We start from the raw sequence: 24,760 nt of genomic DNA, 5'->3' as shown, positions 1-24,760 counted from the left end.
CTATGGTGAAGGAGGTCGCGATGACTGCGGCGATGCAGATGCCCCGAGTCGCGGAATGTGTGGTCGCGTCGTGCGCGTACAACCACACCGGCGACTGCCACGCCTTCGCCATCACGATCGGCAGCCCCGACCACGCCCACTGCCACACGTTCGTGCAGCTGCCGGTCCGCGCCGGGGTGGCCGACCTGACCGCCCAGGTCGGCGCCTGCCAGCGCGCCGACTGCCGGCACAACGAGCAGCTCGAGTGTCGCGCCCCGGCCATCCGGGTCGGCCCGGACAACGATCTCGCCGACTGCATCACCTACGACGAGCGCTGAGGGACGACGAATATCGAGGGTCAACCGGTATGGGTGCGAGATCAGGCCAGCCCGTTCGCCTCCCGGATCACGGTGACCAGCTCGTCCACGACGCCGGTGAGGGCGAAGTCCCTCGGGGTGAAGACCCGGGCCACTCCGGCGGCCCTTAGCTGCTCCGCGTCGGGGGCCGGGATGATGCCGCCGACCACCACCGGCAGGTCGCCCCGCCCGGCGTCGCGCAGGCCGTCGAGCACGGCCGGCACCGCCGCGAGGTGTGAACCGGAGAGGACGGAGAGCCCGACCAGATCGACGTCCTCCTCCACCGCGGCCGCGACGATCTGCCCGGCGGTCAGCCGGATTCCCTGGTAGATCACCTCGAAGCCGGCGTCCCGGGCGCGTACGGCGATCTGCTCGGCGCCGTTGGAGTGCCCGTCGAGCCCCGGCTTGCCGACCAGTAGCCGCAGCCGGCCGGCGCCCAGCTCGCGGGCGGTCGCGGCGACCCGCTGCCGGACGGCGGAGAGTCCGGGATCCGTGCCCGCCGCGGCGGCTCCGGCGAGGCCGGTGGGTGCCCGGTACTCGCCGAAGACCTGGCGCAGTGCGCCCGCCCACTCCCCCGTGGTCACGCCGGCCCGTACGCACGCCATCGTCGCCGGCATCAGGTTCGTCGTGGTCGCCGCGTCGGCCCGTAGCCGGGCCAGCGCCGCGTCCACCGCCGCCGGGTCACGGTCGGCCCGCCAGCGGCGTACGGCGATCGACGCGTCCGCCTCGACCGCCGGGTCGATCTGTTCGGTCGCCTCGGCACCGGTCTCGGTCAGCGGGGAGGGCTCGGTCTCGGTGAACCGGTTGACGCCCACCACCACGTCCGAGCCGGCCTCGATCCGGCGTCGCCGCTTCGCCAACGAGGCGACCAGGGCGCTCTTCAGGTAGCCGGTCTCGACCGCGGCGACCACGCCTCCCATCTCCAGCACCCTGTCCAGCTCGGCCCGCGCTCCGGCGACGATCTCGCCGACCAGCGCGGTCATCACGTGCGAGCCGGCGAAGAGGTCCGGATACTCGAGCAGATCCGACTCGTACGCGAGCACCTGTTGCATCCGCAGCGACCACTGCTGGTCCCAGGGGCGGGGCAGACCGAGCGCCTCGTTCCAGGCGGGCAGCTGCACCGCGCGGGCCCGCGCGTCCCGGGACAGCGTGACGCCGAGCATCTCCAGCACGATCCGCTGGACGTTGTTCTCCGGTTGCGTCTCGGTCAGGCCCAGCGAGTTGACCTGCACCCCGTAGCGGAACCGGCGCTGCTTCGGGTCGATCACGTCGTACCGGTCCCGGGTGATCTCGTCCCACAGCGCGCAGAAGGCCCGCATCTTGGCGACCTCCTCGACGAAGCGCACTCCGGCGTTGACGAAGAACGAGATGCGCTGCACCACGTCACCCATCCGCTCGGCGGGCACCTGGCCGCAGTCGCGGACCGCGTCGAGTACGGCGACCGCGGTGGCGAGGGCGAAGCCGACCTCCTGCACGGGCGTCGCGCCCGCCTCCTGGAGGTGATAGGAGCAGATGTTGACCGGGTTCCATCTCGGCATCGTCTCGAGGGTGTGGGCGACGACGTCGGCGGTGAGCCGTAGGGACGCCGCCGGCGGGAAGATGTACGTCCCCCGGGAGAGGTACTCCTTGATGATGTCGTTCTGGGTGGTGCCGGAGAGCATCGAGGCGGCCCAGCCCTGCTCCGTGGCCACCGTGCCGTAGAGGGCGAGCAGCCACATCGCCGGCGCGTTGATGGTCATCGAGGTGTTCATCTTGGCGAGCGGGATGCCGTCGAAGAGGGCCCGCATGTCGCCGAGGTGGGCGACGGGGACCCCGACCCGACCCACCTCGCCGACGGCGAGCTCGTGGTCCGGGTCGTACCCGGTCTGGGTCGGCAGATCGAAGGCGACCGACAGGCCGGTCTGCCCCTTGGCCAGGTTGCGGCGGAAGAGGGCGTTGGTCGCGGCGGCCGAGCTGTGCCCGGCGTACGTGCGCATCACCCAGGGACGGTCACGCTCGGGCAACCAGCCAGGGAGACCCTTCTCGTCCATGGCGGGAGTCTAAGTTACCGTTCAGTAAAACGGGCTGTGGAAAACCACACACGTCCATGTCGAGGACGGCCGGGCACGGACGGCGTGACGTGGCTCCGACCACCACACCCCGCCCTCCCGTCGACCGGCGCCACGCAGCACACTTGACGGCATGGATGACGAGCTGGCGATCTCCGTACGGGGGTTGCGCAAGGCGTACGGCGACAACGTCGCGGTGGCCGGCGTGGACCTCGACGTACGCCGGGGCGAGGTGTTCGCCCTCCTCGGCCCGAACGGGGCGGGCAAGACCACCACGGTGGAGATCCTGGAGGGCTTCCGCCGGCGTGACGCCGGCGAGGTCCGCGTACTGGGCAGCGACCCGGCGGCACCGGCCGGCGACTGGCGGTCCCGGGTTGGCATCGTGCTCCAGGGCACCGGCGAGTTCGACGAGCTGACCGTGAGCGAGGTGGTGCGGCACTTCGCCGGCTTCTATCCCGACGCGGACGACCCGGCGAAGGTGATCGAGCGGGTCGGGCTCGCCGGCAAGGCACGGGCCCGTACGCACACCCTCTCCGGCGGGCAGAAGCGTCGCCTCGACGTTGCGCTGGGCATCGTCGGCCGCCCCGAGCTGCTCTTCCTGGACGAGCCGACCACCGGCTTCGACCCGGAGGCGCGGCGGGAGTTCTGGGAGCTGATCGGCGACCTGGCCGCGGCCGGCACCACGATCGTGCTCACCACCCACTACCTCGATGAGGCCGAGGCGCTGGCCGACCGGGTCGGTGTGATCGCCGGCGGACGGTTGGTGGAGGTGTCCACGCCGGAGCAGCTCGGCAACCGGCAGGCGGCCCTGGCAACCGTCTCCTGGCGTACCCCGGAGGACGCGGTGGAGAGCGTCCAGAGCGCGACGCCGACGGCGCTGGTGGCGGAGCTGGCCGCGCGCTTCGGCGGTGAGGTGCCGGGCCTGACCGTGACCCGACCGACCCTGGAAGACGTCTATCTCACGATGATCGGACACCGATGAGCACCACCACGAAGCCGGCGGCCCCGATCGCCGCCCCTCCGGCCCGGCACCCTGGTGCGGTCGCGCTGGGCCTCCGGCAGGGCCGGCTGGAGATCACCCAGTTCCTGCGCAGCCGGGAGTCCGTCGTCTTCACGATGGGCTTCCCGGTGATCATGATCCTGATCTTCGCGTCGATCTTCAACGACGAGATCGGCCCCGGGGTCAGCTACACCCAGTACTTCATCACCGGCATGATCGCGACCGGTCTGATGACTGTCAGCTTCCAGAACCTCGGCATCTGGATCCCCATCGAGCGGGATCGCGGGGTACTGAAGCGCTACCGGGGCACGCCGATGCCGAAGTGGGTCTACTTCGCCGGCAAGGTGATCATGGTGGTGGCGATCGGCGTGGTGGAGACCGTGCTGCTGCTCGCCGTCTCGGCCGCCTTCTTCGACCTCGACCTGCCGGCCACCGCCGGGCGCTGGCTCACCTTCGTCTGGGTAGCGGTGCTCGGCGTGACCGCCTGCACGCTCTGCGGCATCGCCATCTCGTCACTGGCCCGCACCGCGCGCAGCGGCTCGGCCGTGGTCACCCCGTTGGCGCTGGTGCTCCAGTTCATCTCCGGGGTGTTCTTCGTCTTCACCGAGCTGCCCACCTGGATGCAGCAGGTGGCCGCGCTGTTCCCGCTGAAGTGGATGTGCCAGGGGCTGCGCTCGGTCTTCCTGCCGGACGGCTTCGGGGCGCAGGAGGCGGGCGGTTCGTTCGAGCTGGGCCGGGTCGCGCTCGTCCTCGGCGCCTGGTGCGTGATCGGCCTGGTGCTCTGCCTGACCACCTTCCGCTGGACCACCCGCCGCGACGGCTGACCTCGGCCCGCCAGGCGCCGGCGGCGCTCCCCCACCCGGGGAACCCGACGGGCACCGGTGGCGCTCCCGGATCGGGGAGCGTGCCACCGGCGCCTGCCGCCGGTTCCCGTCAGTACGTGTAGAAGCCCTTGCCGGTCTTGCGGCCCAGGTCACCGGCGGTGACCATGCGCTGGAGCAGCTCCGGCGGGAAGAACTTCTCGTCGGCGGTGTCGGCGTAGATGTTCTTCGCGGCGTGCAGCAGCACGTCGGCACCGGTCAGGTCGGTGGTGGCCAGCGGGCCCATCGCGTGACCGAAGCCCAGCTTGCAGGCGGTGTCCAGGTCCTCGGCGGAGATGACACCGGACTCGACCAGCTTGACCGCCTCGACCACGAGCGCGGCGATCAGCCGAGTGGTGACGAAGCCGGCGATGTCCCGGTTGACCACTACCACCGTCTTGCCGATCTCCTCGGCGAAGGCCCGGACGGTGGCGAGCGTGGCGTCGCTGGTCTTGTAGCCCCGGACCAACTCGCAGAGCTTCATCATCGGCACCGGCGAGAAGAAGTGGGTACCGACGACCGACTCGGGACGCTCGGTGACCGCCGCGATCTGGGTGACCGGAATCGCGGAGGTGTTGGTGGCGAGAACGGCGTCCGACTTGCAGATCTTGTCCAGCGCCCGGAACACCTCGTGCTTGATCTCGATCCGCTCGAAGACCGCCTCGACCACGATGTCCGCGTCGGCGGCCGCCTCGAGGTCGGTGGTCGGGGTGATCCGGCCCAGCGTCGCCTCGACCTCGGACGCCTCGATCTTCCCCTTCTCGGCGAACTTCTCCAGCGACTTCCGGATGCCGTCGACGCCCCGCCTCGTGGCCGCGTCGTCCAGGTCCCGGAGCGTCACCTGCCAGCCCGCCTGCGCCGCCACCTGGGCGATGCCGGAACCCATCAGCCCGGCCCCGACGACCGCGAGTCGACCCGCCATCTGCTCTCTCCCTCGCCTGATTGAGTGCTTGCCAGCACCCTAGTCGGCGACGCTGAACGATGGCTAAGTGAGACCGGCGACAACGAGACGATGGCGGCTCGGCGCTCAGATGGTGAGGTCCGGCTCCTCGGGTGCGGTGCCCCGCTCGACCTCGACGCCCAGCGCCCGCAGGTCGGCGACGAAGTCCGGGTAACCGCGGTCGACGTGGTGCACGTGGGAGACCTCGGTGATCCCATCCGCGCAGAGCCCGGCGATGATCAGCCCGGCTCCGGCCCGGATGTCGGTGGCCCGCACCGGCGCACCGGAGAGACGCTCGCGGCCGCGTACGACCGCGTGGTGACCGTCGGTCTTGATGTCCGCGCCGAGCCGCATCATCTCGTTGGCGAACATGAAGCGCCCGTCGAAGATGTTCTCGGTGATCAGGGAGGCTCCGTCGCTCACCGCGGCCAGTCCGATCGCCATCGGCAGCAGGTCGGTGGCGAACCCGGGGAAGGGCAGCGTCACCACGTCCACGGCGTAGGGCCGGTCGTCCACGCGGATCCGGAACGCGTCCTTCTGCGTCTCCACCAGACCGCCGGCGGCGACGAGCTTGTCCAGCGCGACCTCGAGGAAGGCCGGGTCCACCCCGGTCACCGTCACGTCGCCACGGGTCATGGCGGCACCGAACGCCCAGGTGCCCGCGACGATGCGATCGCCGACTGTGGCGTGCCGCGTCGGCCGCAACGTGGGCACGCCCTCGATGTGCAACGTGGACGTGCCGGCGCCGGAGATCTGCGCGCCCATCTCCCGCAGCATCGTGCAGATGTCCACGATCTCCGGCTCGCGGGCCGCGTTGTCGATCACGGTGGCGCCGCGGGCCAGCACCGCTGCCATCACCAGGTTCTCCGTGGCGCCCACGCTGGGGAAGTCGAGCGTGATCTCCGCGCCGTGCAGGCCGTGTGGCGCGGCGGCGATGACGAAGCCGTGCTCGCCGGAGATCTCGGCTCCCATCCGGGTCAGCCCGGAGATGTGCATGTCGAGCCCACGCGAGCCGATGGCGTCGCCGCCCGGGTGGGCCACCCGTACGTAGCCCTGACGGGCCAGCAACGGCCCGAGCACACAGATGGACGCGCGCAGCCGGCGGACCAGGTCGTAGTCGGCGTCCGTACCCAACTGCCCGGGCACGTCGATGGTCACCGACCGGGACCGGGCCACCCCGCCCCGCGCCACCATCGGATCGACCGGGTCGTCCGCGTCGAACCGGACGTCACAGCCGAGCCGCCGCAGCACCTCGCCCATGATCGCGATGTCGGTGATCCGCGGAACGTTGGTGATCACACTGCGCCCCGGCGCGAGCAGCGCGGCGGCCATCAGCTTCAGCGCCGAGTTCTTCGCCCCGACCACGTGCACCGTCCCGGCCAGCCGGGCGCCACCACGCACCCGGATGACGTCGACGTCATTGATCGCGGAATCGCCCGCGTCTCCGGGACCGACCGTGGCCGGCCACCCGGCCGCGCCCGGCCGCACCGGAATCGTCAGGTCCGGTATCCGTAGGCTGTGCGTCATGGCCGTCCACCTCACGCGCATCTACACCAGGGCCGGCGATGCCGGCTCGACCAGGCTGAGCAACAACGAGCAGGTGCCGAAGACCGATCCACGGATCGTCGCGTACGCCGATGTGGACGAGTGCAACGCTGCGATCGGCGTCGCACTCGCCCTCGGCCAGCTCGACGACGATCTGCGGTCGGTGCTCGGCTCGATCCAGAACGACCTCTTCGACGTGGGCGCCGACCTGTCCACCCCGGTGGAGCCGGAGCCGAAGTATCCGCCGCTGCGCGTCACCGAGGAGTACGTCGAGCGCCTCGAGGGCTGGTGCGACGAGTACAACGCGCGCCTGAGCAAGCTCGACTCCTTCGTCCTCCCCGGCGGCACCGCGGGTGCGGCACTGCTGCACGTGGCGCGGACCATCGCCCGGCGCGCCGAGCGTGCTGCATGGGCGCTGGTCAGCCACGACCCGGAGCGAACCAGCACTCTCCCGGCAAAGTATCTCAACCGGCTCTCCGATTTGCTCTTTATTCTGTCAAGAACGGCAAATCCGGGCGGAGATGTGCTATGGGTTCCGGGCGGGAAGCGCTGACCGGCGGCCTGCACCACGTCGAGGTGTGGGTGCCCAATCTGGCCGCCGCTGAACATTCCTGGAGCTGGCTTCTGAGCGAGTTGGGCTGGGAGATCTTCCAGGAGTGGCCGGCTGGCCGCTCCTGGCGGCTCGGCGGGACGTACCTCGTACTGGAGGAGTCCCCGGCGATGAGCGGGCGGCGCCACGACCGGCTCGCTCCCGGCCTGAACCATCTCGCCTTCCACGCGGGCCCGCCGGCCGCCGTGGACCGGCTGGTCACCACCGCACCCGCGTACGGCTGGACGTTGCTCTTCCCGGACCGGCATCCCCGCGCCGGCGGCCCGCAGTCGTACGCCGGCTACCTCGCCGACGACCAAGGCTACGAGGTGGAACTGGTCGCCGGACCGGGGAAGACAACAGGAACCTGACGCCGCGCCCAGCATCGTGAGGTATTTCCGGGGAGCCCGCCCGCGGAGGGATCAAGCCTGACCGCCCGGAGCGGGTGGGCTCCCCGGAAATACCGGAGAGCGGGACGGTCGTCAGGCCGCAGGCCAGTCCTGGGCGGCCAGACGCGACGAGACCGCCCCGGGTGGGGCGGCCTCGAGCCAGGAGAGAAAGCCGGTCACGGTCGATCGTGCCATGGCGATCTCGATCGGAGCGTGGTGACTGGTACACCGGAGAATCACCCAGTCGGCGGGCATGGAGAAGCGTTCCTGCCCCTCCGGCAGCCGCCGCCGCTCCACCACGAGTCCGTCGCGGTAGAGCACGCGCTTGGGACGCAGAGCGAAGCTGAACAAGCGGTACCAGCGCAGCTCGTCGCCGACGAACCGACCGAAACCGGGCGACCAGCCACGGCCGTCGAGCAGGGTGGAGACCCGGACGCTGAGTCGGATGGTGCCACCGCTACGGGTGAACAGGGCTCGCCGAGCGAAGAGGATCAGGAGAGCGCCGAGGACGACGGCGATTCCGATTCCGATTCCCTCGACGATCTCCATCGGCGGTGCTGGTCAGCGACCCTGTGCGGTGGAGGCCGGGGTGGCGCTCTCGGCGAGGACCGTGACGCCTTCGGCGCTCACGGAGAGGAATCCGCCGGCCACGTCGTACGCCAGCTGCTCGCCACCGGCGAGCTTGATCCGCACCTGACCGGGCTCAGCGAGCTGGCCGAGCAGCGGCGCGTGCCCCGGCAGTACGCCGAGCTCGCCCTCGGTCGTCCGGGCGACGACCATCTCGGCCTCGCCGGACCAGACCCTCTCCTCGACGGCTACGAGCTCGACGTGAAGCTGCTGTGCCACGCTGTCTCCTTGCTGGGCGGCGGAATGGGCAAATTCTAGTCCTGCCACCACCGCTTACCCAACGCGGGTGGCGAGAGACGTGCCGCGGCTACTTGTTCTTGTTCTGAAAACTGGGGTGCTCGAGAAGGAACGCGTCGAGCTGCTCGTCATGCAGCGCGGTGAAGAAGTCGTCCACGCCGCTCTCGAACTTCTCCCCCTTGTACGTCTTGCCGTTGTAGACCGGACCGCCGGGCAGCTTGATCATCTGGATCGTGTCGGGGCGGATGTCCTTCAGGGCGAGAGCGAGGTCCAGCACGCTGTGGCCCCGGCCATTGAAGATGAGCGACTGGCCGCCCGCGCGGATCACCCGGTCCAGCTTGATCGGGTTGGTCACTACGTCGGCGCTGAACGCCTGCCCCACCATCGCCTTGATGAACTGTTGCTGGTGACGCTGTCGGCCGTAGTCCGCGTCCGGCACACCGTTCTTCGGGTAGCGCTGCCGGACGTAGTCCAGCGCCTGCCAGCCGTTGAGGTGGTGGTTGCCCTTGGTGTAAACCGCCTGCGGCCCGATGTAGCCCTCACCGTTAGGGTTGCTCTCCCGGGGCGTGCCATCCGGCTTGCGGTGTTCGGAGCGCACCTCGCGCTCGATGTACATGTCGACGCCGCCCATCGCGTCGACGATCTTCTGGAAGCCGGTGAAGTTGACGATCGCGCCCGCGTCGAACCGCTTGATGCCGGTGATCTCCTGCACCGTGGTCGCCAGCAGCTCGAAGCCGCGGGCGGCGTCCGGGTTCTGCCCCGGCACCCGGCTGCCGAACGACATCGCGGCGTTCAGCTTCGTGGTCTCACCCTGGAAGTTGGCCTTCGGGAACGCCGGGATGTCGACGTAGAGGTCGCGGGGCACCGAGAAGAGATAGGCGCGGTCCATCGTGGCGGGCACGTGCAGCACCATGATCGAGTCAGCGAGCGGCGGCGTCTTCGGATTGCGCGGGTCGATGCCCACCAGCAGGATGTTGAGCGGCCCCTTGATGTCGCTCTTGGGGGGAGCGGTGGCGCCGGCTGCCTCGTCGCCGAAGAGGTCGGCAGTGCCGACGGCTCCCTCGTACCGGGCCTTGAGCGCGGCCGTGCCGACCAGGGCGGTCCCGCTGAGCACCATGAGCACGGTGCCGAAGATGGTGCAGATCCGCGCCCAGCGCGGGATACCCCGCCAGGTGGACCGCTTCCGGCCGTGCTTACCGGCCTTCGCCACAACTGTCTCCGTTCATCACGCCGCATTCCTCGAACCTGAAGGCGGCGCGCGCGTCCTCGCAAAGGTTGCACCGATCCACGTTGACCAGGTGTGAAGGTGCGCTGAACGGTACCTCGGCTTTGCGCCATCGCCGAAAGCGAGGAACGGAGCAGTGGCGACCGTACCGGCCGGAAGGCGAACAAAAAGGCCGCCCCGGCAATGCCGGGGCGGCCTTTTTTCTGAGCTGAATCAGCTCTTCATCAGTTCCTCTGCCTTGCGCTCCAGGTCATCCAACCCGCCGCACATGAAGAACGCCTGCTCAGGGAAGTGGTCGTACTCACCCTCGCTGATCTTGCGGAACGCCTCGATGGTCTCCTTGATCGGGACCGTCGAACCCGGCACGCCGGTGAACTGCTCCGCGGCGTAGGTGTTCTGCGACAGGAAACGCTCGATCCGGCGAGCCCGGCCGACCGTGACCTTGTCCTCCTCGGAGAGCTCCTCGATACCGAGGATGGCGATGATGTCCTGCAGGTCCTTGTACCGCTGCAGGATCCGCTTGACCTCGGTGGCCACCGCGAAGTGCTCCTGGCCGACGAACTCCGGGGCGAGGATCCGGGACGAGGACGCCAGCGGGTCCACGGCCGGGTAGATGCCCTTGTCGGAGATCGACCGCTCCAGGTTGGTGGTCGCGTCGAGGTGGGCGAACGTGGTGGCCGGGGCGGGGTCGGTGTAGTCGTCCGCCGGCACGTAGATCGCCTGCATCGAGGTGATGGCCTGGCCCCGGACGGAGGTGATCCGCTCCTGGAGCTCGCCCATCTCGTCGGCCAGGGTCGGCTGGTAGCCCACCGCGCTCGGCATCCGGCCGAGCAGGGTGGAGACCTCGGAACCGGCCTGGGTGAAGCGGAAGATGTTGTCGATGAAGAGCAGCACCTCCTGCTTCTTGACGTCGCGGAAGTACTCCGCCATCGTCAGCGCGGAGAGGGCGACCCGCAGCCGGGTGCCCGGCGGCTCGTCCATCTGGCCGTAGACCAGCGCGGTCTTGTCGATGACGCCCGACTCGGTCATCTCGGCGATGAGGTCGTTGCCCTCACGGGTCCGCTCACCCACACCGGCGAAGACCGACGTACCACCGAAGTTGCGGGCGACACGGGTGATCATCTCCTGGATGAGCACCGTCTTGCCCACGCCGGCACCGCCGAACAGGCCGATCTTGCCACCCTTGACGTACGGGGCGAGCAGGTCGATGACCTTGATGCCGGTCTCCAGCATCTCGGTCTTCGGCTCCAGGTCCGCGAAGGCCGGGGCCTTGCGGTGGATCTGCCAGTGGTCGTCCGGCTCGAGCGTCTCGCCCTCGGTGAGGTTGAGTACCTCGCCGATCGCGTTGAACACGTGACCCTTGACCGCGTCGCCCACCGGAACGGTGATCGGCGAGCCGGAGTCGTGCACCGTCGCGCCGCGCACCAGGCCGTCGGTCGGCTGCATCGAGATGGCGCGGACCATGTTGTCACCCAGGTGCTGGGCGACCTCCAGGGTCAGCGTCTTCTCACCGCCGGACAGGTTCACGTTGACGTGCAGGGCGTTGAACAGGGCCGGCATGGCGTCGCGCGGGAACTCGGCGTCGACGACCGGGCCGATGACCCGGACCACGCGACCGGTGGCCGTCTTGGTCTCTACTGGGGCAGTCATCACACTTCACTTCCCGACGCGGCCAGCGCGTTCGCGCCGCCGACGATCTCGCTGATCTCCTGGGTGATCCCGGCCTGGCGGGCCGTGTTCATCTCGCGCGTGTACTTCTCGATCATCTCTTCGGCGTTGTCGGTGGCGCTCTTCATCGCCCGCCGCCGGGCCGCCGACTCGCTCGCCGCCGACTCGATCAACGCCGCGTAGATCCGCGTGTTGATGTACCGCGGCAGCAGCGCGTCGAGCAGCGCCTCCGCCTCCGGCTCGAACTCGTAGGCCGGCAACAGCCCTTCGGAGCGCGGCCGGTCCTCGACCTGCATCGGACCGATGATCTTGGCGACCGGAGTCTGGGTCATCAGCGAGTGGAACTCGGTGTAGACCATGTGCAGCTCGTCGATGCCGAGCACCCCGTCCGCCCCGGCGGCGCCGTCGGCGTCGTCCGCGCCGGCCGAGAACGCCTTGATCAGCGTCTCGCCCACCGCGCGGGCGTCCGCGAACGACGGCTGCTCCGAGAATCCGGTCCAGTTCGCCTCGATGGGCCGGTTGCGGAACCGGTAGTAGCTGACGGCCTTGCGCCCGACGACGTAGAGCACCGGCTCCTTGCCGTCCGCCTGAAGCCGGGCGATCAGCGACTCAGCCGTCCGGATCGCGTTGGAGCTGTAGCCGCCGGCCAGGCCCCGGTCGCTGGTGACCAGCAGGACGCCCGCCCGCCGCACCCGCTCGCGCGGGGTGAGCAGTGGGTGGTCGATCCGTGCGTTGGACGCCAGCGCCGTGAGCACACCGGTGATGGCCTGGGCGTACGGCAGGGACGCCTCCACCCGGGCCTGGGCCTTGGCGATCCGGCTCGTCGCCACGAGCTCCATCGCCTTGGTGATCTTCTTCATCGACTTCGCCGAGCGGATTCGTTGACGAAGAACGCGTACCTGGGCCGCCATGGGATCAGCTCTCGGCCGGGCGGTCGGTCGTGCCGTCGCGGAAGCGGGTCACCGTCTCACGGTTCTCCTCGCCCTCCAGCGGCGCGGCCGGCGCGTCGTTGACCCGACGCTCGTCCTCCTTGCCGAGGAAGACCTGCTTGAACTCGGTGATGGCGGCGTCCAGCGAGCCGATGATGTCGTCGTCCCACTTGTTGTTGGCGATCCCGGCCAGGATGCCCGCGTGCTTGTGCCGCAGGTACTGGAGGAACTCCGACTCGAAGCGCCGGATCTCACCCACGGGGATGTCGTCCAGCTTGCCCTCGGTGCCGGCCCAGACCGAGACGACCTGCTCCTGCACCGGGAACGGCGAGTAGTTCGGCTGCTTGAGCAGCTCGACCAGGCGGGAACCGCGGTCCAGCTGAGCCCGGGAGGCCTTGTCCAGGTCGGAGGCGAAGGCGGCGAACGCCTCCAGCTCGCGGTACTGGGCCAGGTTGAGCCGGAGCGAGCCGGCGACCTTCTTCATCGGCTTCACCTGCGCGGCGCCACCGACCCGGGAGACCGAGGTGCCGACGTTGATCGCCGGCCGGACGCCCTGGTTGAACAGGTCGGTCTCGAGGAAGATCTGGCCGTCGGTGATCGAGATGACGTTGGTCGGGATGAAGGCGGAGATGTCGTTCGCCTTCGTCTCGATGATCGGCAGACCGGTCATCGAGCCGCCGCCCAGCTCGTCGGAGAGCTTCGCGCAGCGCTCCAGCAGGCGGGAGTGCAGGTAGAAGACGTCACCCGGGTACGCCTCACGGCCCGGCGGGCGGCGCAGCAGCAGCGACACCGCGCGGTACGCCTCGGCCTGCTTGCTCAGGTCGTCGAAGACGATCAGGACGTGCTTGCCGCCGTACATCCAGTGCTGCCCGATGGACGAGCCGGTGTAGGGGGCGATGTACTTGAAGCCGGCCGGGTCCGACGCCGGGGAGGCCACGATCGTGGTGAACTCCATCGCGCCGGCCTCTTCCAGCTGGCCCTTGATGGAGGCGATCGTGGAGGCCTTCTGGCCGATGGCGACGTAGATGCAGCGGACCTGCTTCTTCGGGTCGCCGGAGCGCCAGTTCTCGCGCTGGTTGAGGATGGCGTCCAGGGCGACCGTGGTCTTGCCGGTCTTCCGGTCACCGATGATCAGCTGCCGCTGACCCCGGCCGATCGGCGTCATCGCGTCGATCGCCTTGATGCCGGTCTGCAGCGGCTCGAACACCGACTGCCGGGCCATCACGTTCGGAGCCTGCAGCTCCAGCTCGCGGTAGCCCTCGTCGGCGATGTCGCCGAGGCCGTCGATCGGCTGGCCGAGCGCGTTGACCACGCGGCCGAGGAAGGCGTCGCCGACCGGCACGGAGAGCACCCGGTCGGTGCGCTTGACCCGCTGCCCCTCCTCCAGCTTGGCGGAGTCACCGAGAACGACGACACCGATCTCCCGGACGTCGAGGTTCAGCGCCACGCCGAGCGTGCCGTCCTCGAACTCCAGCAGCTCGTTGGTCTTGGTCGAGGGCAGCCCCTCGACGTGCGCGATGCCGTCGCCGGTGTCGGAGACGGTGCCGACCTCCTCACGGGAGACGTCGGTCGAGTAGGACGAGACGTAGCGCTCCAGGGCGCCGCGGATCTCGTCCGTCGAGATGGTCAGCTCGGCCATCCTCTGCTTCCTTAAGTATCAGGGGCCCGGGATACCTAGTACCGACCGGTCCGAATGGCGTCTGTCATTCAGGGCGCTGCGCGGCGGGGCCGGTCAGCGCTTCGCGAGCGCGTTGCGGGTCTCGTTGAGGCGGCGCAGGACTGTGCCGTCGTACAGGTCGGAACCGACCCGCACACTCACGCCACCCAGAACGTCGGGGTTCACCGTCTGTCGCACGGATACCTCCCGACCGTATATCGCGGAGAGCCGAGCGCCCAGGCGCTGCTCCTCCTCGTCACTCAACGGGGCCGCCACGGTCACGTACGCGACCTGCCGGTCCCGCCGGTCGGCGGCGAGCTCCACCAGCCGGGTGAGCGCGCCGGCGAAGGAGCGACCGCCGAAGCCGCCGAGCGCGACCCCGACGAGGTAGCCGGTGATCGCCCGGGCCTTGCCGGCGAGCAACTGGTCGACCAGCGTGGCCCGCTGCTCCGCCTGAACCGTCGCGTCGGAGAGCGCGCTGGACAGCTCCGGGGAGCCGGCGACGACCTGCCCGAAACGGAACAGCTCGTCCTCGACCTCACCGAGCTCGCCGGCGGAGTCGGCGCTGGCGAGCAACGCCTCCACCCCGAGCAGCTCGGTGCCGTCGAGCAGTTCGGACGGCGCCGACCACCGGCCGGAGATCAGGGCGGTGAGCAGGCTCAGCGCATCTGCGCCGATCTTGCCTGCGAGCATCCCCGTGAGCAGCCCGGACCGGTCCTCGCCGGACCGGGCCGGGTCGGAGAGCGCCCGGCGCAGCCGCGGCTCCCGCCGCAGCAGGGCGGCGACGGAGAGGATCTCGTCGGCGGTGGTGGTCACCGCCGACGGCTCCGCGCCGCGGACGTACTCGTCGAGGCGGTCGGCCGCGAACTTGTACGACTCCCGGCTGGCGGCCTGCATCAGCGGGCCCCCGTGCTCTCGAGGCTGCTCAGGAACCGGTCGACGGTGCCCTTGCGACGCGCCTCGTCGGCGAGCGACTCACCGACGATCTTGCTGGCCAGGTCGACCGCGATCGTGCCGACCTCGGTGCGCAGCTCGCGCACGATGGTGGCCCGCTCGGCGGCGAGCTGGTCCTTACCGGCCTGGATGACCCGGTCGGCCTCCTCCCGCGCCTTGGCGAGGATGTCCTGCCGGATGCCCTCGGCGTCGGCCCGGGCGTCGTCCCGGATCTTGGCGGCGTCGGTACGCGCCTCGGCGAGCTGCGCGCGGTACTGCTCGAGCAGCTGGTTCGCCTCGGCCTGCGCGGCCTCAGCGCGCTTGATGCCACCCTCGATGGCGTCGACCCGGGCCTGGAACGTCTGCTCCATGCGCGGGAAGACGAACTTCATCAGCACGAAGCAGAGAATGATGAAGGCGATGCCACCGACCACGATCTCCTGCCAGAGCGGAAGGATCGGGTTGTGGGTCGTCTCACCACCTTCTGCGGCGAAGGAGTACATGGAAGACCTCCCGGTCGAAGGGCGGGATTAGGCCTGGCCCTGCCACACGAAGCCGAATGCGACACCCAGCAGGGCGAGCGCCTCGATGACGGCGAAGCCGATCCAGACGTACGGCAGGGTGATCCGCGACGACTCCGGCTGGCGGGCGGTCGACTGGATGTAGGCGGCGAAGACCAGGCCGACGCCGATGCCCGGGCCGATGGCGGCGAGGCCGTAGCCGATGGCGGCGGTGCTGCCCTCTACCGCGGCGAGAACGCTAGCGTCCATTGGTGTGGTTCCTCCTGGTTATCACGCGTGACTCTCACGCGGGACGACAACGGTTGGTGCGAGTGGATCAGTGTTCCTCGGCGAGCGCGCCCTGCACGTAGCTGGCGGTCAGCACCGTGAAGACGTAGGCCTGCAGCACGATCACCAGGAACTCGAGGAAGGTGAGCGCCACGGTCATCACCCAGGACAGGACCGAGATCGGCGCCAGCAGGGCGTTGGCGTTGAGCATCGCGAAGCCGCCGAGCGTGAACACCAGCAGGAGCATGTGGCCGGCGAACATGTTCGCGAAGAGACGGACGGCGAGCGAGAACGGCCGGACCAGGAAGGTCGAGAACGCCTCGATCGGGATCAGCAGCGGCAGGATGTACCACGGCGCCGGCGGGATGAGGGCCCGCTTGAAGTAGCCACCGAAACCGTGCTTCTTGATGCCGACCCAGTTGAAGAGCACGTAGCTGATCGCGGCGAGGAAGGCCGGGAAGGCGATGTGCGAGTTCGGCGAGATCTGGAAGAACGGCACGATCGCGAAGAAGTTCGTCAGCAGCACGAAGCAGAAGAGCGTCGTGAAGTACGGCGCGAACCGCACACCCTGGTGCCCGATCATGTCGACCGCGATGTTGTTGCGCACGAAGCCGTAGATGGACTCGGCGAGCCACTGCTTCTTGGTCGGCACCAGCTGCGGCTTGCGGTAGGTCAGCAGGAAGAACAGGATCAGGATCCCGACCGCCAGCCACACCATGAACGTGATCTTGGTGAACCAGTAGTTGTTGTGCGCGCCCCACGGGGCGATGCTGGGCAGGTAGAAGTCCTCCACGCTGGGTGGGAAATTAACCTCGCCCTGTGCCAGGACGTTCGACTGTCCGAACACCGCGTCCCTTCCTATTTAGGCGTGCCGAGGTTGCGGATGACCAGGACGACGCCCCCGGCCATGCCGAGCACGATCCCGATGCCGGTGGCGATGCCTCCGGTTTCCAGCCATCCGTCAACCAGCCAGCCGATGAAGCCCCACACGAGCATGCCCGCGATCAGGTAGCTGAGCGCGGTCCAACCCTGACCGGCACCGGACGGAACATCGTCCGGGCCGCCAGCGCTGGGGGGTTTCTGGTCACCGGCCATGACGGGGCGAACGATATCAGTCGAGGAGAGAAGGCTGTGCCTCACCCCCCGCACAACCTGGTTGTGTGGGACACGGGTGGGCGAAGTCGTCGCGATGCACGCTACTCCCCTTCGGCAGGCGAGAGAATGACCGATCGGGGACACATCGGCGCGCCTTCCGAAAATTGGGACGCCGGCCGCGATCGGCGCGGCGGGCGTGGGTGCCGACCTCGGTCAGGCCCGCGCCCGTCGGAGATGGACCGTGCTCAGCCACCAGATGTGCACGCCCGTCCAGACCGCGACTCCGGCGGCGATACCCAGGCACATCGGGATCAGACCGGGCCAGCCGGTCGAGGCCACCCCGACCATCACCGCGCCGATCACGGTGAACTTCGCGACGTAGAGCGCGAGACCGAACGGCAGCACCAGCTGCGGGTTGCGGGCGTCGGCCCACGCCAGCACCACCGTGGTGAGGCTGTAGCTGATCACCGTGACGGCCACCCCGGCGGCGGCGCCGAGCGCCGCCTCGGCCCCGCCGGTCACCCCGCCGACCACCGCCGCGACCCCGGCGAGCAGCACCGATGCGATCAGCAGCACCGGCAGGTGCCGCAGCCGCCAGCCCCGGTCCTCGGCCGCCCGCTCGGCGCGGGCCACGGGCTCAGCCACGGGGGTACGCCGGGAACGTGGCGACCAGATCGGCCACCTCGGTGCCGATCCGGGCGAGCTCGTCGGTGCCGCCGGCGGCCGCCGGGTCGGTCCGCACGGCCCGCGCGATGAGGCTCGCGATCTGCCGCATCTGGGGCTCCTCCATGCCTTGGGTGGTGACGCTCGGCGTACCCACGCGGATGCCGGAGGAGACCATCGGCCGTTGCGGGTCGTACGGGATCGCGTTCTTGTTCAAGGTGATCGCGGCGGCGTCGCAGCGCGCCTCCGCGTCCGCACCCGTCACCCCGACCTGTCGCAGATCGATCAGTGCCAGATGGGTGTCGGTGCCGCCGGAGACGGGGCGCATCCCCTCGTCGGCGAGCCCCGCGGCGAGCGCCTGTGCGTTGCGGATCACCTGGTCGGCGTACCCCCGGAACTCGGGCAGCGCGGCCTCGCACAGCGCCACCGCCTTCGCCGCGACGGCGTGCATGAGCGGGCCGCCCTGCGTGAACGGGAAGACCGCCTTGTCGATCCGCTGGGCCAGCGACTCCCGGCAGAGGATCATGCCGCCGCGTGGGCCGCGGAGCACTTTGTGGGTGGTGCAGCTGACCACGTCCGCGTACGGCACCGGCGACGGAATCGCCTTGCCCGCGACGAGCCCGATGAAGTGGGCGGCGTCCACCATGAGGTACGCGTCGACCTCGTCGGCGATCTCCCGGAACTTCGCGAAGTCGATCAGCCGGGAGTACGCGGTCGCGCCACAAATGATCATCTTCGGCCGGTGTGCCCGGGCCAGATCCCGCACCTCGTCGTAGTCGATCAGCTCGGTGTCACGCCGGACGGTGTAACCGACGGTGGCGAACCACTTGCCGGAGAAGTTCACCCGGCTGCCGTGGGTCAGGTGCCCACCGTGCGGCAGGTCCATGGCCAGCACCGTGTCGCCGGGCTGCACCAGGGCCGCGTACGTGGCCAGGTTGGCGCTCGCCCCGGAGTGCGGCTGGAGGTTGGCGTGGTCGGCGCCGAACAGCTCCTTCGCCCGGGCGATGCCGATCTCCTCGGCCCGGTCCACCTCGGCGCAGCCGCCGTAGTAGCGCCGCCCCGGGTAGCCCTCGGCGTACTTGTTGGTGAGCGTCGAACCGAGCGCGGCGAGCACGGCGGGCGAGGTGAGGTTCTCGCTGGCGATCAGTTGCAGTCCGCCCCGCAGCCGGTCCAGCTCGCCGAGCACCACGCCGGCGATCTCCGGGTCGGTGGCTCGGAGCTGCTCGAAATCCGGCCCCCAAAAGGTGCTCGTCACGGTGTCCACGACGAAGCAGTCTATGGGGCCGCAGACTGGACAACGTGAGATGCCTGGTCACCGGCGCGACCGGTTACATCGGCGGGCGGCTCGCGCCCCGGCTGCTGGCCGAGGGGTACCAGGTGCGCTGCCTGGCCCGCCACGCCGGCCGGCTGCGCGACGTGCCCTGGGCCGCGGCCGCGGAGATCGCCGAAGGCGACCTACGGCGGCCCGAGACGCTACCGACCGTGTTCGCGGGCGTGGACACGGCCTACTACCTGGTTCACTCCCTCGGTCAGGCCGGTTTCGAGACGGCCGACCGGGAAGCCGCCGAGGCCTTCGCCGAGGCGGCCCAGACCGCCGGTGTACGCCGCATCATCTACCTCGGCGGGCCCCAGCCGGCGCAGGACGAGGCGTCGCCCCACCTGCGTTCCCGCGCCGAGGTCGGGCGGGTCCTGCTCGCCAGTGGCGTGCCGACGGCGGTGCTCCGGGCCGCGGTGATCATCGGGGCCGGCTCGGCCTCGTTCGAGATGCTGCGCTACCTGACCGAGCGCCTGCCGGCCATGACGACACCACGCTGGGTACGCAACCGGATCCAGCCGATCGCGGTCGAGGACGTACTGCGCTATCTCGTCCGCTGCGTCGACCTGCCACCCGAGGTCAACCGCGCCTTCGACATCGGCGGGCCGGACGTGCTCACCTTCAGCGACATGATCCAGCACTACGCCCAGGTGGCCGGGCTACGGCGGCGGATCATCCTGCCGGTCCGGCCGCTGAGCCCGGCGCTGTCGTCGTACTGGGTCGGGCTCGTCACGCCGGTGCCGAACGCGATCGCCCGGCCGCTGGTGGAGAGCCTGATCCACGAGGCGGTCGCCCACGAGCACGACATCGCCGCGTACGTCCCCGACCCGCCCGAGGGGCTGACCGGCTTCGACCGGGCGATCGAGCTGGCCCTGGCCCGGGTACGCGACGCCCAGGTGGAGACCCGCTGGTCGACCGCGAGCGGCCCGTACGCCCCGGCCGAGCCGCTGCCGAGCGACCCGCAGTGGTCCGGCGGCACCGCGTACACCGACCTGCGGGAGAGTGTCGTCGACGCGCCGCCCGAGGCGCTCTGGCGGATCATCGAGGGCGTCGGCGGCGAGCACGGCTGGTACTCGTTCCCGCTCGCCTGGTCGGTGCGGGGCTGGTTCGACCGGCTGATCGGCGGGGTGGGGCTGCGCCGGGGGCGACGCGACCCGCACCGGCTCCAGGTCGGCGAGGCGTTGGACTTCTGGCGGGTCGAGGAGATCGAACCCGGCAAGCTGCTGCGGCTGCGCGCGGAGATGCGGCTACCCGGCCGGGCCTGGCTGGAGATGCGGGCGCTGCCGGCCGACGGTGGGCGCAGCCGGTACCAGCAGCGCGCGGTGTTCCTGCCGCGCGGGCTCGCCGGGCACGCCTACTGGGGCGCCGTGACGCCGTTCCACGCGGTGGTCTTCGGCGGGATGGCCCGCAACATCGCCCGCGGCGCGGAGCGGGAAGCCGCCGCCGTCAGTTCCCGTTCCGCGGGCCGGTGAACTCGTAGGCGATCCGCTCACTCGGCGGCACGAAGTCGCGTACCGGCTGGTCGCGCAGTCCGAACGAGAGCACCTCGCCGACCGCCCGCGCCATCTGGGCCTGCACCGCCTGACCGACCGCGTCCCGGGGGTCTTCCGGATTCGCGGCCATCGAGGCGACCGCGAGCTGCGGCGTGAAGGCCACCACCGTCTCCGTCTCGTACCGCTCGGAGCTGCCCGTCTTGCCGGCCACCGGCCGACCCAGCTGCCCGCGCAGGCCCTCGACGGTCCCACCGTCGCACCGGTTGTACATCGACTGGTCGCCGACCGGGCAGCGGGCCGCGTCGACGGCCGCCCGCGCCACGTCGGTGTCCAGCGCCTGGCGGCAGGCCGGCTGGGCCGCCTCGACCGGCCGGCCGGACGAGTCGGTGATCGACACCACCGGCAGCGGGGCGCACCAGGTCCCCTCGGCCGCCACCGTGGCGTACGCGTTCGCGAGGTCGAGCGGCGTGGTGGCGGAGACGCCGAGGGTGAACGGCCCCCACTCCTTGGCGCCGCTCTCGGCGAGCCGGGCGTCGGACTGGGCGCGGAAGACGATGCCCAGCCGCTCGGCCATCTCCACCGCCCGGTCGGCGCCGACCCGCTCGATGAGCCAGGCGAAGTACGTGTTGACCGAGTTGCCGAAGGCGCTCCACATGTCGTGCGTGCCGTCGACCGACGACGAGGAGTTCTGCGGGCACCAGCGGCCGTCGCAGCTCGCCGGCCCTGTTGCTTGGTAGCCGGTGATCAGGCGGCCCGGCGCGTCGTACTCGGTCCGCAGAGGCAGGCCGGACTCCAGCGCGGCGAGCATGGTGAAGAGTTTGAAGGTCGAGCCGCCCTGGTAGCCGTTGATGGCCCCGCCCCCGGCGATCAGCTGGTTGACGGTGTTCGGGTGGTTCTTCTGCCCGTCCGGGTTGTCGGCGACGCTGTAGACGCGGTTCACCGCCATGGCGAGGACCCGGCCGGTGCCGGGCTGGACGACGGCGGTCGGCGCCGCACGGCGGTCGGTCGTCGGGTAGATCCGCAGCACCTGCTCGACAGTGGTGCGCTGCACGGCGGGGTCGAGCGAGGAGACGATCGAGAACCCGCCCCGCCGCAGGGCCTGCTGCCGCTGGTCGGCGGTGGCCCCGAAGGCGGACTGGGAGCTCCACCAGCGGGTGAACCAGTCGCAGAAGAAACCCCAGTCGTTGTGCTTCTCGGGCACCGCCGTGCAGTCGTTCGGCGTCTCGCTGGGGCGCAGCTTCAGCGGCTCGGCGTTGGCGCGCGCCGCCTGCTCGGGCGGGACCTGACCGGACTCCACCAGCCGCTGCAGCACGTACGACCGGCGGCCGAGCGCGGCGTTCGCGTCGCCGTTGATCGGCTCGTCGGTGTGCGGTGAGCGGACCAGGCCGGCGAGCAACGCCGCCTCGGACAGGGTCAGGTCGGCCGGCGCTTTGGAGAAGAACCGTTTGCTCGCCGCCGCGATCCCGTACGCCCCGGCGCCGAAGTACGCGATGTTGAGGTAGCGGCTGAGGATCTCCTCCTTGTCGAACTCCCGTTCCAGGGCGAGCGCGTACCGCATCTCCTGCACCTTGCGGGCGGCGGTCACCTCGGTGGCCGCCAGGCGCTGCTCCGCGGAGAGGCGAGGGTCGGTGCTCAGCACGTTGCGGACGTACTGCATCGTCAGCGTGGACGCGCCCTGCCGGGTCTCACCGTCGCGCTGGTTGACCGTGAGGGCGCGTGCCACGCCGCGCAGGTCCACGCCGCGGTGCTGATAGAAGCGGGTGTCCTCGGCGGCCACGATGGCCTGCCGCATCACCGGTGCCACCTCGCGCAGCGGCACGTCCACCCGGTCCTCCTGGTAGAAGGACGTGATCAGCGTGGTGCCGTCGTTGGCGTAGAGATTGGAGCGCTGCGCGGGCGGCGACGTGCGCAGCGTGTTCGGCAACTCCGAGTAGGGCGTGGAGAGCGCGCTGAAGCCGATTCCGAAGACGAGCGCGACCGGCAGGGCCGCTCCCGCCAACACCAGACCGGCGAGCACGCCGGCGATCAACACGGTCAGCACTTTGTCGAGATGGGCCCGGATCATCAGCTTCCCCCGCAGGAGCCGGTCACGCTAGGACCCGTTCAGAATGACCCGGAACGCCCCGTTTCGTCGCCGCTTCGCCCCAAACCCGGAGGAAATTCGCGAGGAGGACGGTCAGGGCACAAGCGCCGCAGCGAGCGGCTGCACCGTCTCCTCGATCTCGTCGGCTACCCGGCTGAAGCACTGGTCACCCCGGCCCCACGGGTCGTCCAGGTCGTCCGTGGAGAGAGGGCCCGCATCGTGGCGGGCCGCGTGTGCCGCCGCGACCAACGCCACCCCACGGGCGTGCACGGCGTCCGGCGAAGCCTCGGCCGCCGGCAGCCCGGCGGCGTCCACCGAGCCCAGCAGCCGGCCGAACTCCCCCAACACGAAGGTGCGCGCAGCCGCGTCGGGGCGCAGCGCCACCACGTAGTCCTGCTGGTCGGCGGTCGCCGTGAGGACGAGGTCGGCGGCGTCGATGTGCTCCGAGCGGAGCTTGCGGGCCGCGAACCCCTCGGCGTCGCCGCCCCGGGAGACGACCTGCCGGGCGGCCGGCGGGTTCATCTCCTCGCCGGCGTGCCAGCCGCCGGTGCCGGCGCTGTGGCTGTGCACCAACTCGTCCGCACCGGCCGGGTCGAGCCCCCGCCGGATCAGCCGGTCCCGTACGGCCAGCGCGAGCAGCCGCTCTGCCATCGGCGACCGGCAGATGTTGCCCATGCAGACGTGCAGCACGGTGAACGGTGGCACCTAGACCCCCTCGACGATGTCCGGCACCACGTCGCGCAGCTTCTCCAGCGGAATCGCTCCCAGACGCAGGACCTGCGGCACCTCGCCGGTGAGGTCCACGATCGTGCTCGGCACCGGGTCCGGGCAGGGACCCGCCTCCAGGTACGCGCGCACCGAGTAGCCCAGCTGGTCACGGGCCTCCTCGGCGGTGAGCGCGGACGGCTGGCCCGTCTTGTTGGCCGACGAGACGGCCATCGGCCCGGTCTCCCGCAGCACCTCCAGCGCCACCGGATGCAGCGGCATCCGCACGGCCACCGTGCCGGTCTTGTCACCGAGATCCCACTGCAGGCTCGGCGAGTGCTCGACCACGATGGTGAGCGCGCCCGGCCAGAACGCCTCGACCAGGTCACGGGCCTCACGCGGCAGCGAGAGGACCAGGCCGTCCAGGGTCTGCCGGGAACCGATCAGCACCGGCGGCGGCATCTGCCGACCCCGGCCCTTGGCGTCCAGCAGCGCCTTCACGGCGTACGGGGTGAACGCGTCCGCGCCGATGCCGTAGACGGTGTCCGTCGGCAGGACGACCAGTTCTCCGTTCTTGACCGCCTCGATGGCCGCGGCGATGCCGCGGTCCCGGTCGGCGGGCGACCGGCAGTCGTAGAGCATCACGAGGAGCCAGTCTGCCACGTCGGCCCGAGCTCGGGACGGCGGCCGTCCGCCCGTCGGGACGCGGTGGCGAACCGAGGCCGCCCGGTGAGGTCCCGGCGCTCGGTCACGGCGGCGAACCGGCCGTCGGCGACGAGCAGCGCCGGCACGTCAGCGCCGTGCGTGTCGTCGTGCTCGATGCCGAGCATCCCGCCGGGCCGCAGCAGCTCCCCCGCCCGGGCGATCACCGGGCGGATCACCGACAGCCCGTCCACGCCGCCGAAGACCGCCTCCGCCGGGTCGTACCCGGCCACCTCCGGCGCCACCACCGTGTCCGCGGGCACGTACGGCGGGTTGCACAGCAGCACGTCGACCAAGCCGACCAGGTCGTCGAGCAGGTCGGGGGCCGTGACATCCGCCGCCACCACCTCGATCGGCCGGTCCCCCGCCGTGGCCCGCTCCCCCGCGTTGCGGCGCAGCCAGTCCAGCGCCGCCGGGGAGCGTTCGACCGCGACGACCCGGGCCGCCGGCAGTTCCTGGGCCACCGCGAGAGCGATCGCGCCCGAGCCGCTGCACAGGTCCACCACCAGCGGCGTGTCCCGCTCCCGCGCCTGCTCGATGCCCCAGCCGGCCAGCAGCTCGGTCTCCGGCCTGGGCACGAAGACGCCCGGCCCGACCGCCAACTCGAGACGCCGGAAGGCGGCGCTGCCGGTGAGATGCTGCAACGGTTCGCGGCCCGCCCGGCGGGCCACCAAGGCATCGAAGGTGGCAAGCTGGCCGGCGTCGAACCCGTCGGCGAGGGCCAACCGGCCGCGCGGCACCTCCAGCACGTACGCGGCCAACAGTTCGGCTTCGGTCCGGGCGGCCTCCACCCCGGCTTCGGCGAGGATCCGGGCCGCCCGCAGCACGGCGGTCGATGGCCGGATCCGGTTCGTCCCTTCGGGGGGGTGTTGCGGCTCGATGGTCACGACATAATCATGAAGCGTCGCGGGGCACGTCACGAGCGGGTGCGTAC

At 70.5% G+C, this 24,760-nt stretch carries 26 protein-coding genes; 6 read left to right on the top strand and 20 right to left on the bottom strand.

What is annotated here, in order from left to right; genetic code table 11:
* Nucleotides 1-20: 20 nt before the first annotated feature.
* Entirely contained in the window at nt 21-317 is a 297-nt protein-coding gene (locus AB0F98_RS07980) for a DUF1540 domain-containing protein (RefSeq protein ID WP_357730419.1), read from the top strand.
* Between the two features lie 41 nt (nt 318-358).
* Here AB0F98_RS07980 and AB0F98_RS07975 read toward each other — a convergent pair whose 3' ends face one another.
* Nucleotides 359-2,365, bottom strand: coding sequence for a protein meaA (locus AB0F98_RS07975; protein WP_357730416.1), 2,007 nt, complete (start codon nt 2,363-2,365; stop codon nt 359-361).
* 151 nt (nt 2,366-2,516) lie between these two features.
* Here AB0F98_RS07975 and AB0F98_RS07970 point away from each other — a divergent pair, with 151 nt between their 5' ends.
* Complete coding sequence (locus tag AB0F98_RS07970) at nt 2,517-3,365, top strand: ABC transporter ATP-binding protein (protein WP_357730411.1); 849 nt, start codon at nt 2,517-2,519, stop codon at nt 3,363-3,365.
* On the top strand, nt 3,362-4,207 hold the full coding sequence (locus AB0F98_RS07965) for an ABC transporter permease (RefSeq protein ID WP_357730408.1): 846 nt from the start codon (nt 3,362-3,364) through the stop codon (nt 4,205-4,207). The genes AB0F98_RS07970 and AB0F98_RS07965 overlap by 4 nt, the downstream gene beginning before the upstream one ends.
* Nucleotides 4,208-4,316: 109 nt before the next feature.
* Here AB0F98_RS07965 and AB0F98_RS07960 read toward each other — a convergent pair whose 3' ends face one another.
* Together AB0F98_RS07960 and murA are read right to left on the bottom strand one after the other, a co-directional pair.
* Complete coding sequence (locus AB0F98_RS07960; protein ID WP_357730404.1) at nt 4,317-5,165, bottom strand: 3-hydroxyacyl-CoA dehydrogenase family protein; 849 nt, start codon at nt 5,163-5,165, stop codon at nt 4,317-4,319.
* A gap of 105 nt (nt 5,166-5,270) precedes the next feature.
* Entirely contained in the window at nt 5,271-6,710 is a 1,440-nt protein-coding gene (murA, locus tag AB0F98_RS07955) for a UDP-N-acetylglucosamine 1-carboxyvinyltransferase (RefSeq protein WP_357730401.1), read from the bottom strand.
* Here murA and AB0F98_RS07950 point away from each other — a divergent pair.
* Together AB0F98_RS07950 and AB0F98_RS07945 are read left to right on the top strand one after the other, a co-directional pair.
* Nucleotides 6,709-7,281 (top strand): cob(I)yrinic acid a,c-diamide adenosyltransferase, encoded by a 573-nt coding sequence (locus AB0F98_RS07950; protein WP_357730399.1) that lies wholly within the window; start codon nt 6,709-6,711, stop codon nt 7,279-7,281. The two genes, murA and AB0F98_RS07950, sit on opposite strands and share 2 nt — an antisense overlap.
* Nucleotides 7,257-7,688, top strand: coding sequence for a VOC family protein (locus AB0F98_RS07945; protein WP_357730395.1), 432 nt, complete (start codon nt 7,257-7,259; stop codon nt 7,686-7,688). Before AB0F98_RS07950 ends, AB0F98_RS07945 begins: the two co-directional genes overlap by 25 nt.
* A 111-nt stretch (nt 7,689-7,799) precedes the next feature.
* Here AB0F98_RS07945 and AB0F98_RS07940 read toward each other — a convergent pair whose 3' ends face one another.
* The 13 genes from AB0F98_RS07940 to glyA form a co-directional block, all read right to left on the bottom strand.
* Complete coding sequence (locus tag AB0F98_RS07940) at nt 7,800-8,255, bottom strand: DUF2550 domain-containing protein (protein ID WP_357730392.1); 456 nt, start codon at nt 8,253-8,255, stop codon at nt 7,800-7,802.
* 12 nt (nt 8,256-8,267) lie between these two features.
* Entirely contained in the window at nt 8,268-8,552 is a 285-nt protein-coding gene (locus AB0F98_RS07935) for a F0F1 ATP synthase subunit epsilon (RefSeq protein WP_357730389.1), read from the bottom strand.
* A gap of 88 nt (nt 8,553-8,640) precedes the next feature.
* Nucleotides 8,641-9,780, bottom strand: coding sequence for an LCP family protein (locus tag AB0F98_RS07930; protein WP_357730386.1), 1,140 nt, complete (start codon nt 9,778-9,780; stop codon nt 8,641-8,643).
* A 228-nt stretch (nt 9,781-10,008) separates the two neighbouring features.
* Nucleotides 10,009-11,445 carry a F0F1 ATP synthase subunit beta gene (atpD, locus tag AB0F98_RS07925; RefSeq protein ID WP_357730383.1) on the bottom strand — a complete coding sequence of 479 codons (1,437 nt, stop codon included), beginning with the start codon at nt 11,443-11,445 and terminating at the stop codon, nt 10,009-10,011.
* Nucleotides 11,445-12,374, bottom strand: a complete 930-nt coding sequence (locus AB0F98_RS07920) for a F0F1 ATP synthase subunit gamma (protein ID WP_357730380.1) — start codon at nt 12,372-12,374, stop codon at nt 11,445-11,447. Before AB0F98_RS07920 ends, atpD begins: the two co-directional genes overlap by 1 nt.
* A gap of 4 nt (nt 12,375-12,378) precedes the next feature.
* Nucleotides 12,379-14,031: a F0F1 ATP synthase subunit alpha gene (gene atpA, locus AB0F98_RS07915; RefSeq protein WP_357730375.1), complete on the bottom strand. Its 1,653-nt coding sequence runs from the start codon at nt 14,029-14,031 to the stop codon at nt 12,379-12,381.
* A 93-nt stretch (nt 14,032-14,124) separates the two neighbouring features.
* Nucleotides 14,125-14,946, bottom strand: a complete 822-nt coding sequence (locus tag AB0F98_RS07910; RefSeq protein WP_357730372.1) for a F0F1 ATP synthase subunit delta — start codon at nt 14,944-14,946, stop codon at nt 14,125-14,127.
* Complete coding sequence (locus tag AB0F98_RS07905; RefSeq protein WP_357730369.1) at nt 14,946-15,485, bottom strand: F0F1 ATP synthase subunit B; 540 nt, start codon at nt 15,483-15,485, stop codon at nt 14,946-14,948. Before AB0F98_RS07905 ends, AB0F98_RS07910 begins: the two co-directional genes overlap by 1 nt.
* A gap of 27 nt (nt 15,486-15,512) precedes the next feature.
* Nucleotides 15,513-15,752 (bottom strand): ATP synthase F0 subunit C, encoded by a 240-nt coding sequence (locus AB0F98_RS07900; RefSeq protein ID WP_076471928.1) that lies wholly within the window; start codon nt 15,750-15,752, stop codon nt 15,513-15,515.
* 67 nt (nt 15,753-15,819) lie between these two features.
* The gene (gene atpB / locus AB0F98_RS07895) at nt 15,820-16,617 is read right to left on the bottom strand and encodes a F0F1 ATP synthase subunit A (RefSeq protein ID WP_076471931.1); all 798 of its coding nucleotides are present in this window, start codon (nt 16,615-16,617) and stop codon (nt 15,820-15,822) included.
* 11 nt (nt 16,618-16,628) lie between these two features.
* Nucleotides 16,629-16,865 (bottom strand): AtpZ/AtpI family protein, encoded by a 237-nt coding sequence (locus AB0F98_RS07890; protein ID WP_076471934.1) that lies wholly within the window; start codon nt 16,863-16,865, stop codon nt 16,629-16,631.
* A 213-nt stretch (nt 16,866-17,078) separates the two neighbouring features.
* Complete coding sequence (locus tag AB0F98_RS07885; protein WP_357730364.1) at nt 17,079-17,510, bottom strand: hypothetical protein; 432 nt, start codon at nt 17,508-17,510, stop codon at nt 17,079-17,081.
* Nucleotides 17,503-18,792: a serine hydroxymethyltransferase gene (gene glyA, locus AB0F98_RS07880; protein ID WP_357730361.1), complete on the bottom strand. Its 1,290-nt coding sequence runs from the start codon at nt 18,790-18,792 to the stop codon at nt 17,503-17,505. Before glyA ends, AB0F98_RS07885 begins: the two co-directional genes overlap by 8 nt.
* Before the next feature lie 35 nt (nt 18,793-18,827).
* Between glyA and AB0F98_RS07875 the strand changes: the two genes are divergently transcribed.
* Nucleotides 18,828-20,315 carry an SDR family oxidoreductase gene (locus tag AB0F98_RS07875; protein ID WP_357730357.1) on the top strand — a complete coding sequence of 496 codons (1,488 nt, stop codon included), beginning with the start codon at nt 18,828-18,830 and terminating at the stop codon, nt 20,313-20,315.
* On the opposite strand, the gene AB0F98_RS07870 is transcribed toward AB0F98_RS07875, so the two are convergent.
* The 4 genes from AB0F98_RS07870 to prmC form a co-directional block, all read right to left on the bottom strand.
* Nucleotides 20,290-22,401, bottom strand: coding sequence for a transglycosylase domain-containing protein (locus tag AB0F98_RS07870; protein ID WP_357730354.1), 2,112 nt, complete (start codon nt 22,399-22,401; stop codon nt 20,290-20,292). The two genes, AB0F98_RS07875 and AB0F98_RS07870, sit on opposite strands and share 26 nt — an antisense overlap.
* Before the next feature lie 111 nt (nt 22,402-22,512).
* Complete coding sequence (locus tag AB0F98_RS07865) at nt 22,513-23,124, bottom strand: phosphotyrosine protein phosphatase (RefSeq protein ID WP_357730351.1); 612 nt, start codon at nt 23,122-23,124, stop codon at nt 22,513-22,515.
* Nucleotides 23,125-23,766 carry an L-threonylcarbamoyladenylate synthase gene (locus AB0F98_RS07860; RefSeq protein WP_357730924.1) on the bottom strand — a complete coding sequence of 214 codons (642 nt, stop codon included), beginning with the start codon at nt 23,764-23,766 and terminating at the stop codon, nt 23,125-23,127.
* Nucleotides 23,766-24,713, bottom strand: coding sequence for a peptide chain release factor N(5)-glutamine methyltransferase (gene prmC / locus AB0F98_RS07855; protein ID WP_357730348.1), 948 nt, complete (start codon nt 24,711-24,713; stop codon nt 23,766-23,768). Before prmC ends, AB0F98_RS07860 begins: the two co-directional genes overlap by 1 nt.
* Between the last annotated feature and the right edge of the window lie 47 nt (nt 24,714-24,760).

The sequence above is a fragment of the Micromonospora sp. NPDC023737 genome (assembly GCF_040639715.1).
Lineage (GTDB): Bacteria > Actinomycetota > Actinomycetes > Mycobacteriales > Micromonosporaceae > Micromonospora.
The sequence above is the reverse complement of the archived record's forward strand: the minus strand, read 5'-3'. Positions and strand labels throughout refer to the sequence as shown.

Bases quoted from the DNA above. Each gene is read 5' to 3' on its own strand.
- atpA (WP_357730375.1), bottom strand. From the start codon at position 14,031: ATGGCCGAGCTGACCATCTCGACGGACGAGATCCGCGGCGCCCTGGAG.
- AB0F98_RS07910 (WP_357730372.1), bottom strand. From the start codon at position 14,946: ATGCAGGCCGCCAGCCGGGAGTCGTACAAGTTCGCGGCCGACCGCCTC.
- AB0F98_RS07950 (WP_357730399.1), top strand. From the start codon at position 6,709: ATGGCCGTCCACCTCACGCGCATCTACACCAGGGCCGGCGATGCCGGC.
- AB0F98_RS07960 (WP_357730404.1), bottom strand. From the start codon at position 5,165: ATGGCGGGTCGACTCGCGGTCGTCGGGGCCGGGCTGATGGGTTCCGGC.
- AB0F98_RS07890 (WP_076471934.1), bottom strand. From the start codon at position 16,865: ATGGCCGGTGACCAGAAACCCCCCAGCGCTGGCGGCCCGGACGATGTT.
- AB0F98_RS07975 (WP_357730416.1), bottom strand. From the start codon at position 2,365: ATGGACGAGAAGGGTCTCCCTGGCTGGTTGCCCGAGCGTGACCGTCCC.
- AB0F98_RS07980 (WP_357730419.1), top strand. From the start codon at position 21: ATGACTGCGGCGATGCAGATGCCCCGAGTCGCGGAATGTGTGGTCGCG.
- AB0F98_RS07860 (WP_357730924.1), bottom strand. From the start codon at position 23,766: ATGCTCTACGACTGCCGGTCGCCCGCCGACCGGGACCGCGGCATCGCC.
- AB0F98_RS07920 (WP_357730380.1), bottom strand. From the start codon at position 12,374: ATGGCGGCCCAGGTACGCGTTCTTCGTCAACGAATCCGCTCGGCGAAG.
- AB0F98_RS07940 (WP_357730392.1), bottom strand. From the start codon at position 8,255: ATGGAGATCGTCGAGGGAATCGGAATCGGAATCGCCGTCGTCCTCGGC.
- AB0F98_RS07900 (WP_076471928.1), bottom strand. From the start codon at position 15,752: ATGGACGCTAGCGTTCTCGCCGCGGTAGAGGGCAGCACCGCCGCCATC.
- murA (WP_357730401.1), bottom strand. From the start codon at position 6,710: ATGACGCACAGCCTACGGATACCGGACCTGACGATTCCGGTGCGGCCG.
- AB0F98_RS07870 (WP_357730354.1), bottom strand. From the start codon at position 22,401: ATGATCCGGGCCCATCTCGACAAAGTGCTGACCGTGTTGATCGCCGGC.
- atpD (WP_357730383.1), bottom strand. From the start codon at position 11,445: ATGACTGCCCCAGTAGAGACCAAGACGGCCACCGGTCGCGTGGTCCGG.
- AB0F98_RS07905 (WP_357730369.1), bottom strand. From the start codon at position 15,485: ATGTACTCCTTCGCCGCAGAAGGTGGTGAGACGACCCACAACCCGATC.
- AB0F98_RS07970 (WP_357730411.1), top strand. From the start codon at position 2,517: ATGGATGACGAGCTGGCGATCTCCGTACGGGGGTTGCGCAAGGCGTAC.
- AB0F98_RS07945 (WP_357730395.1), top strand. From the start codon at position 7,257: ATGGGTTCCGGGCGGGAAGCGCTGACCGGCGGCCTGCACCACGTCGAG.
- AB0F98_RS07965 (WP_357730408.1), top strand. From the start codon at position 3,362: ATGAGCACCACCACGAAGCCGGCGGCCCCGATCGCCGCCCCTCCGGCC.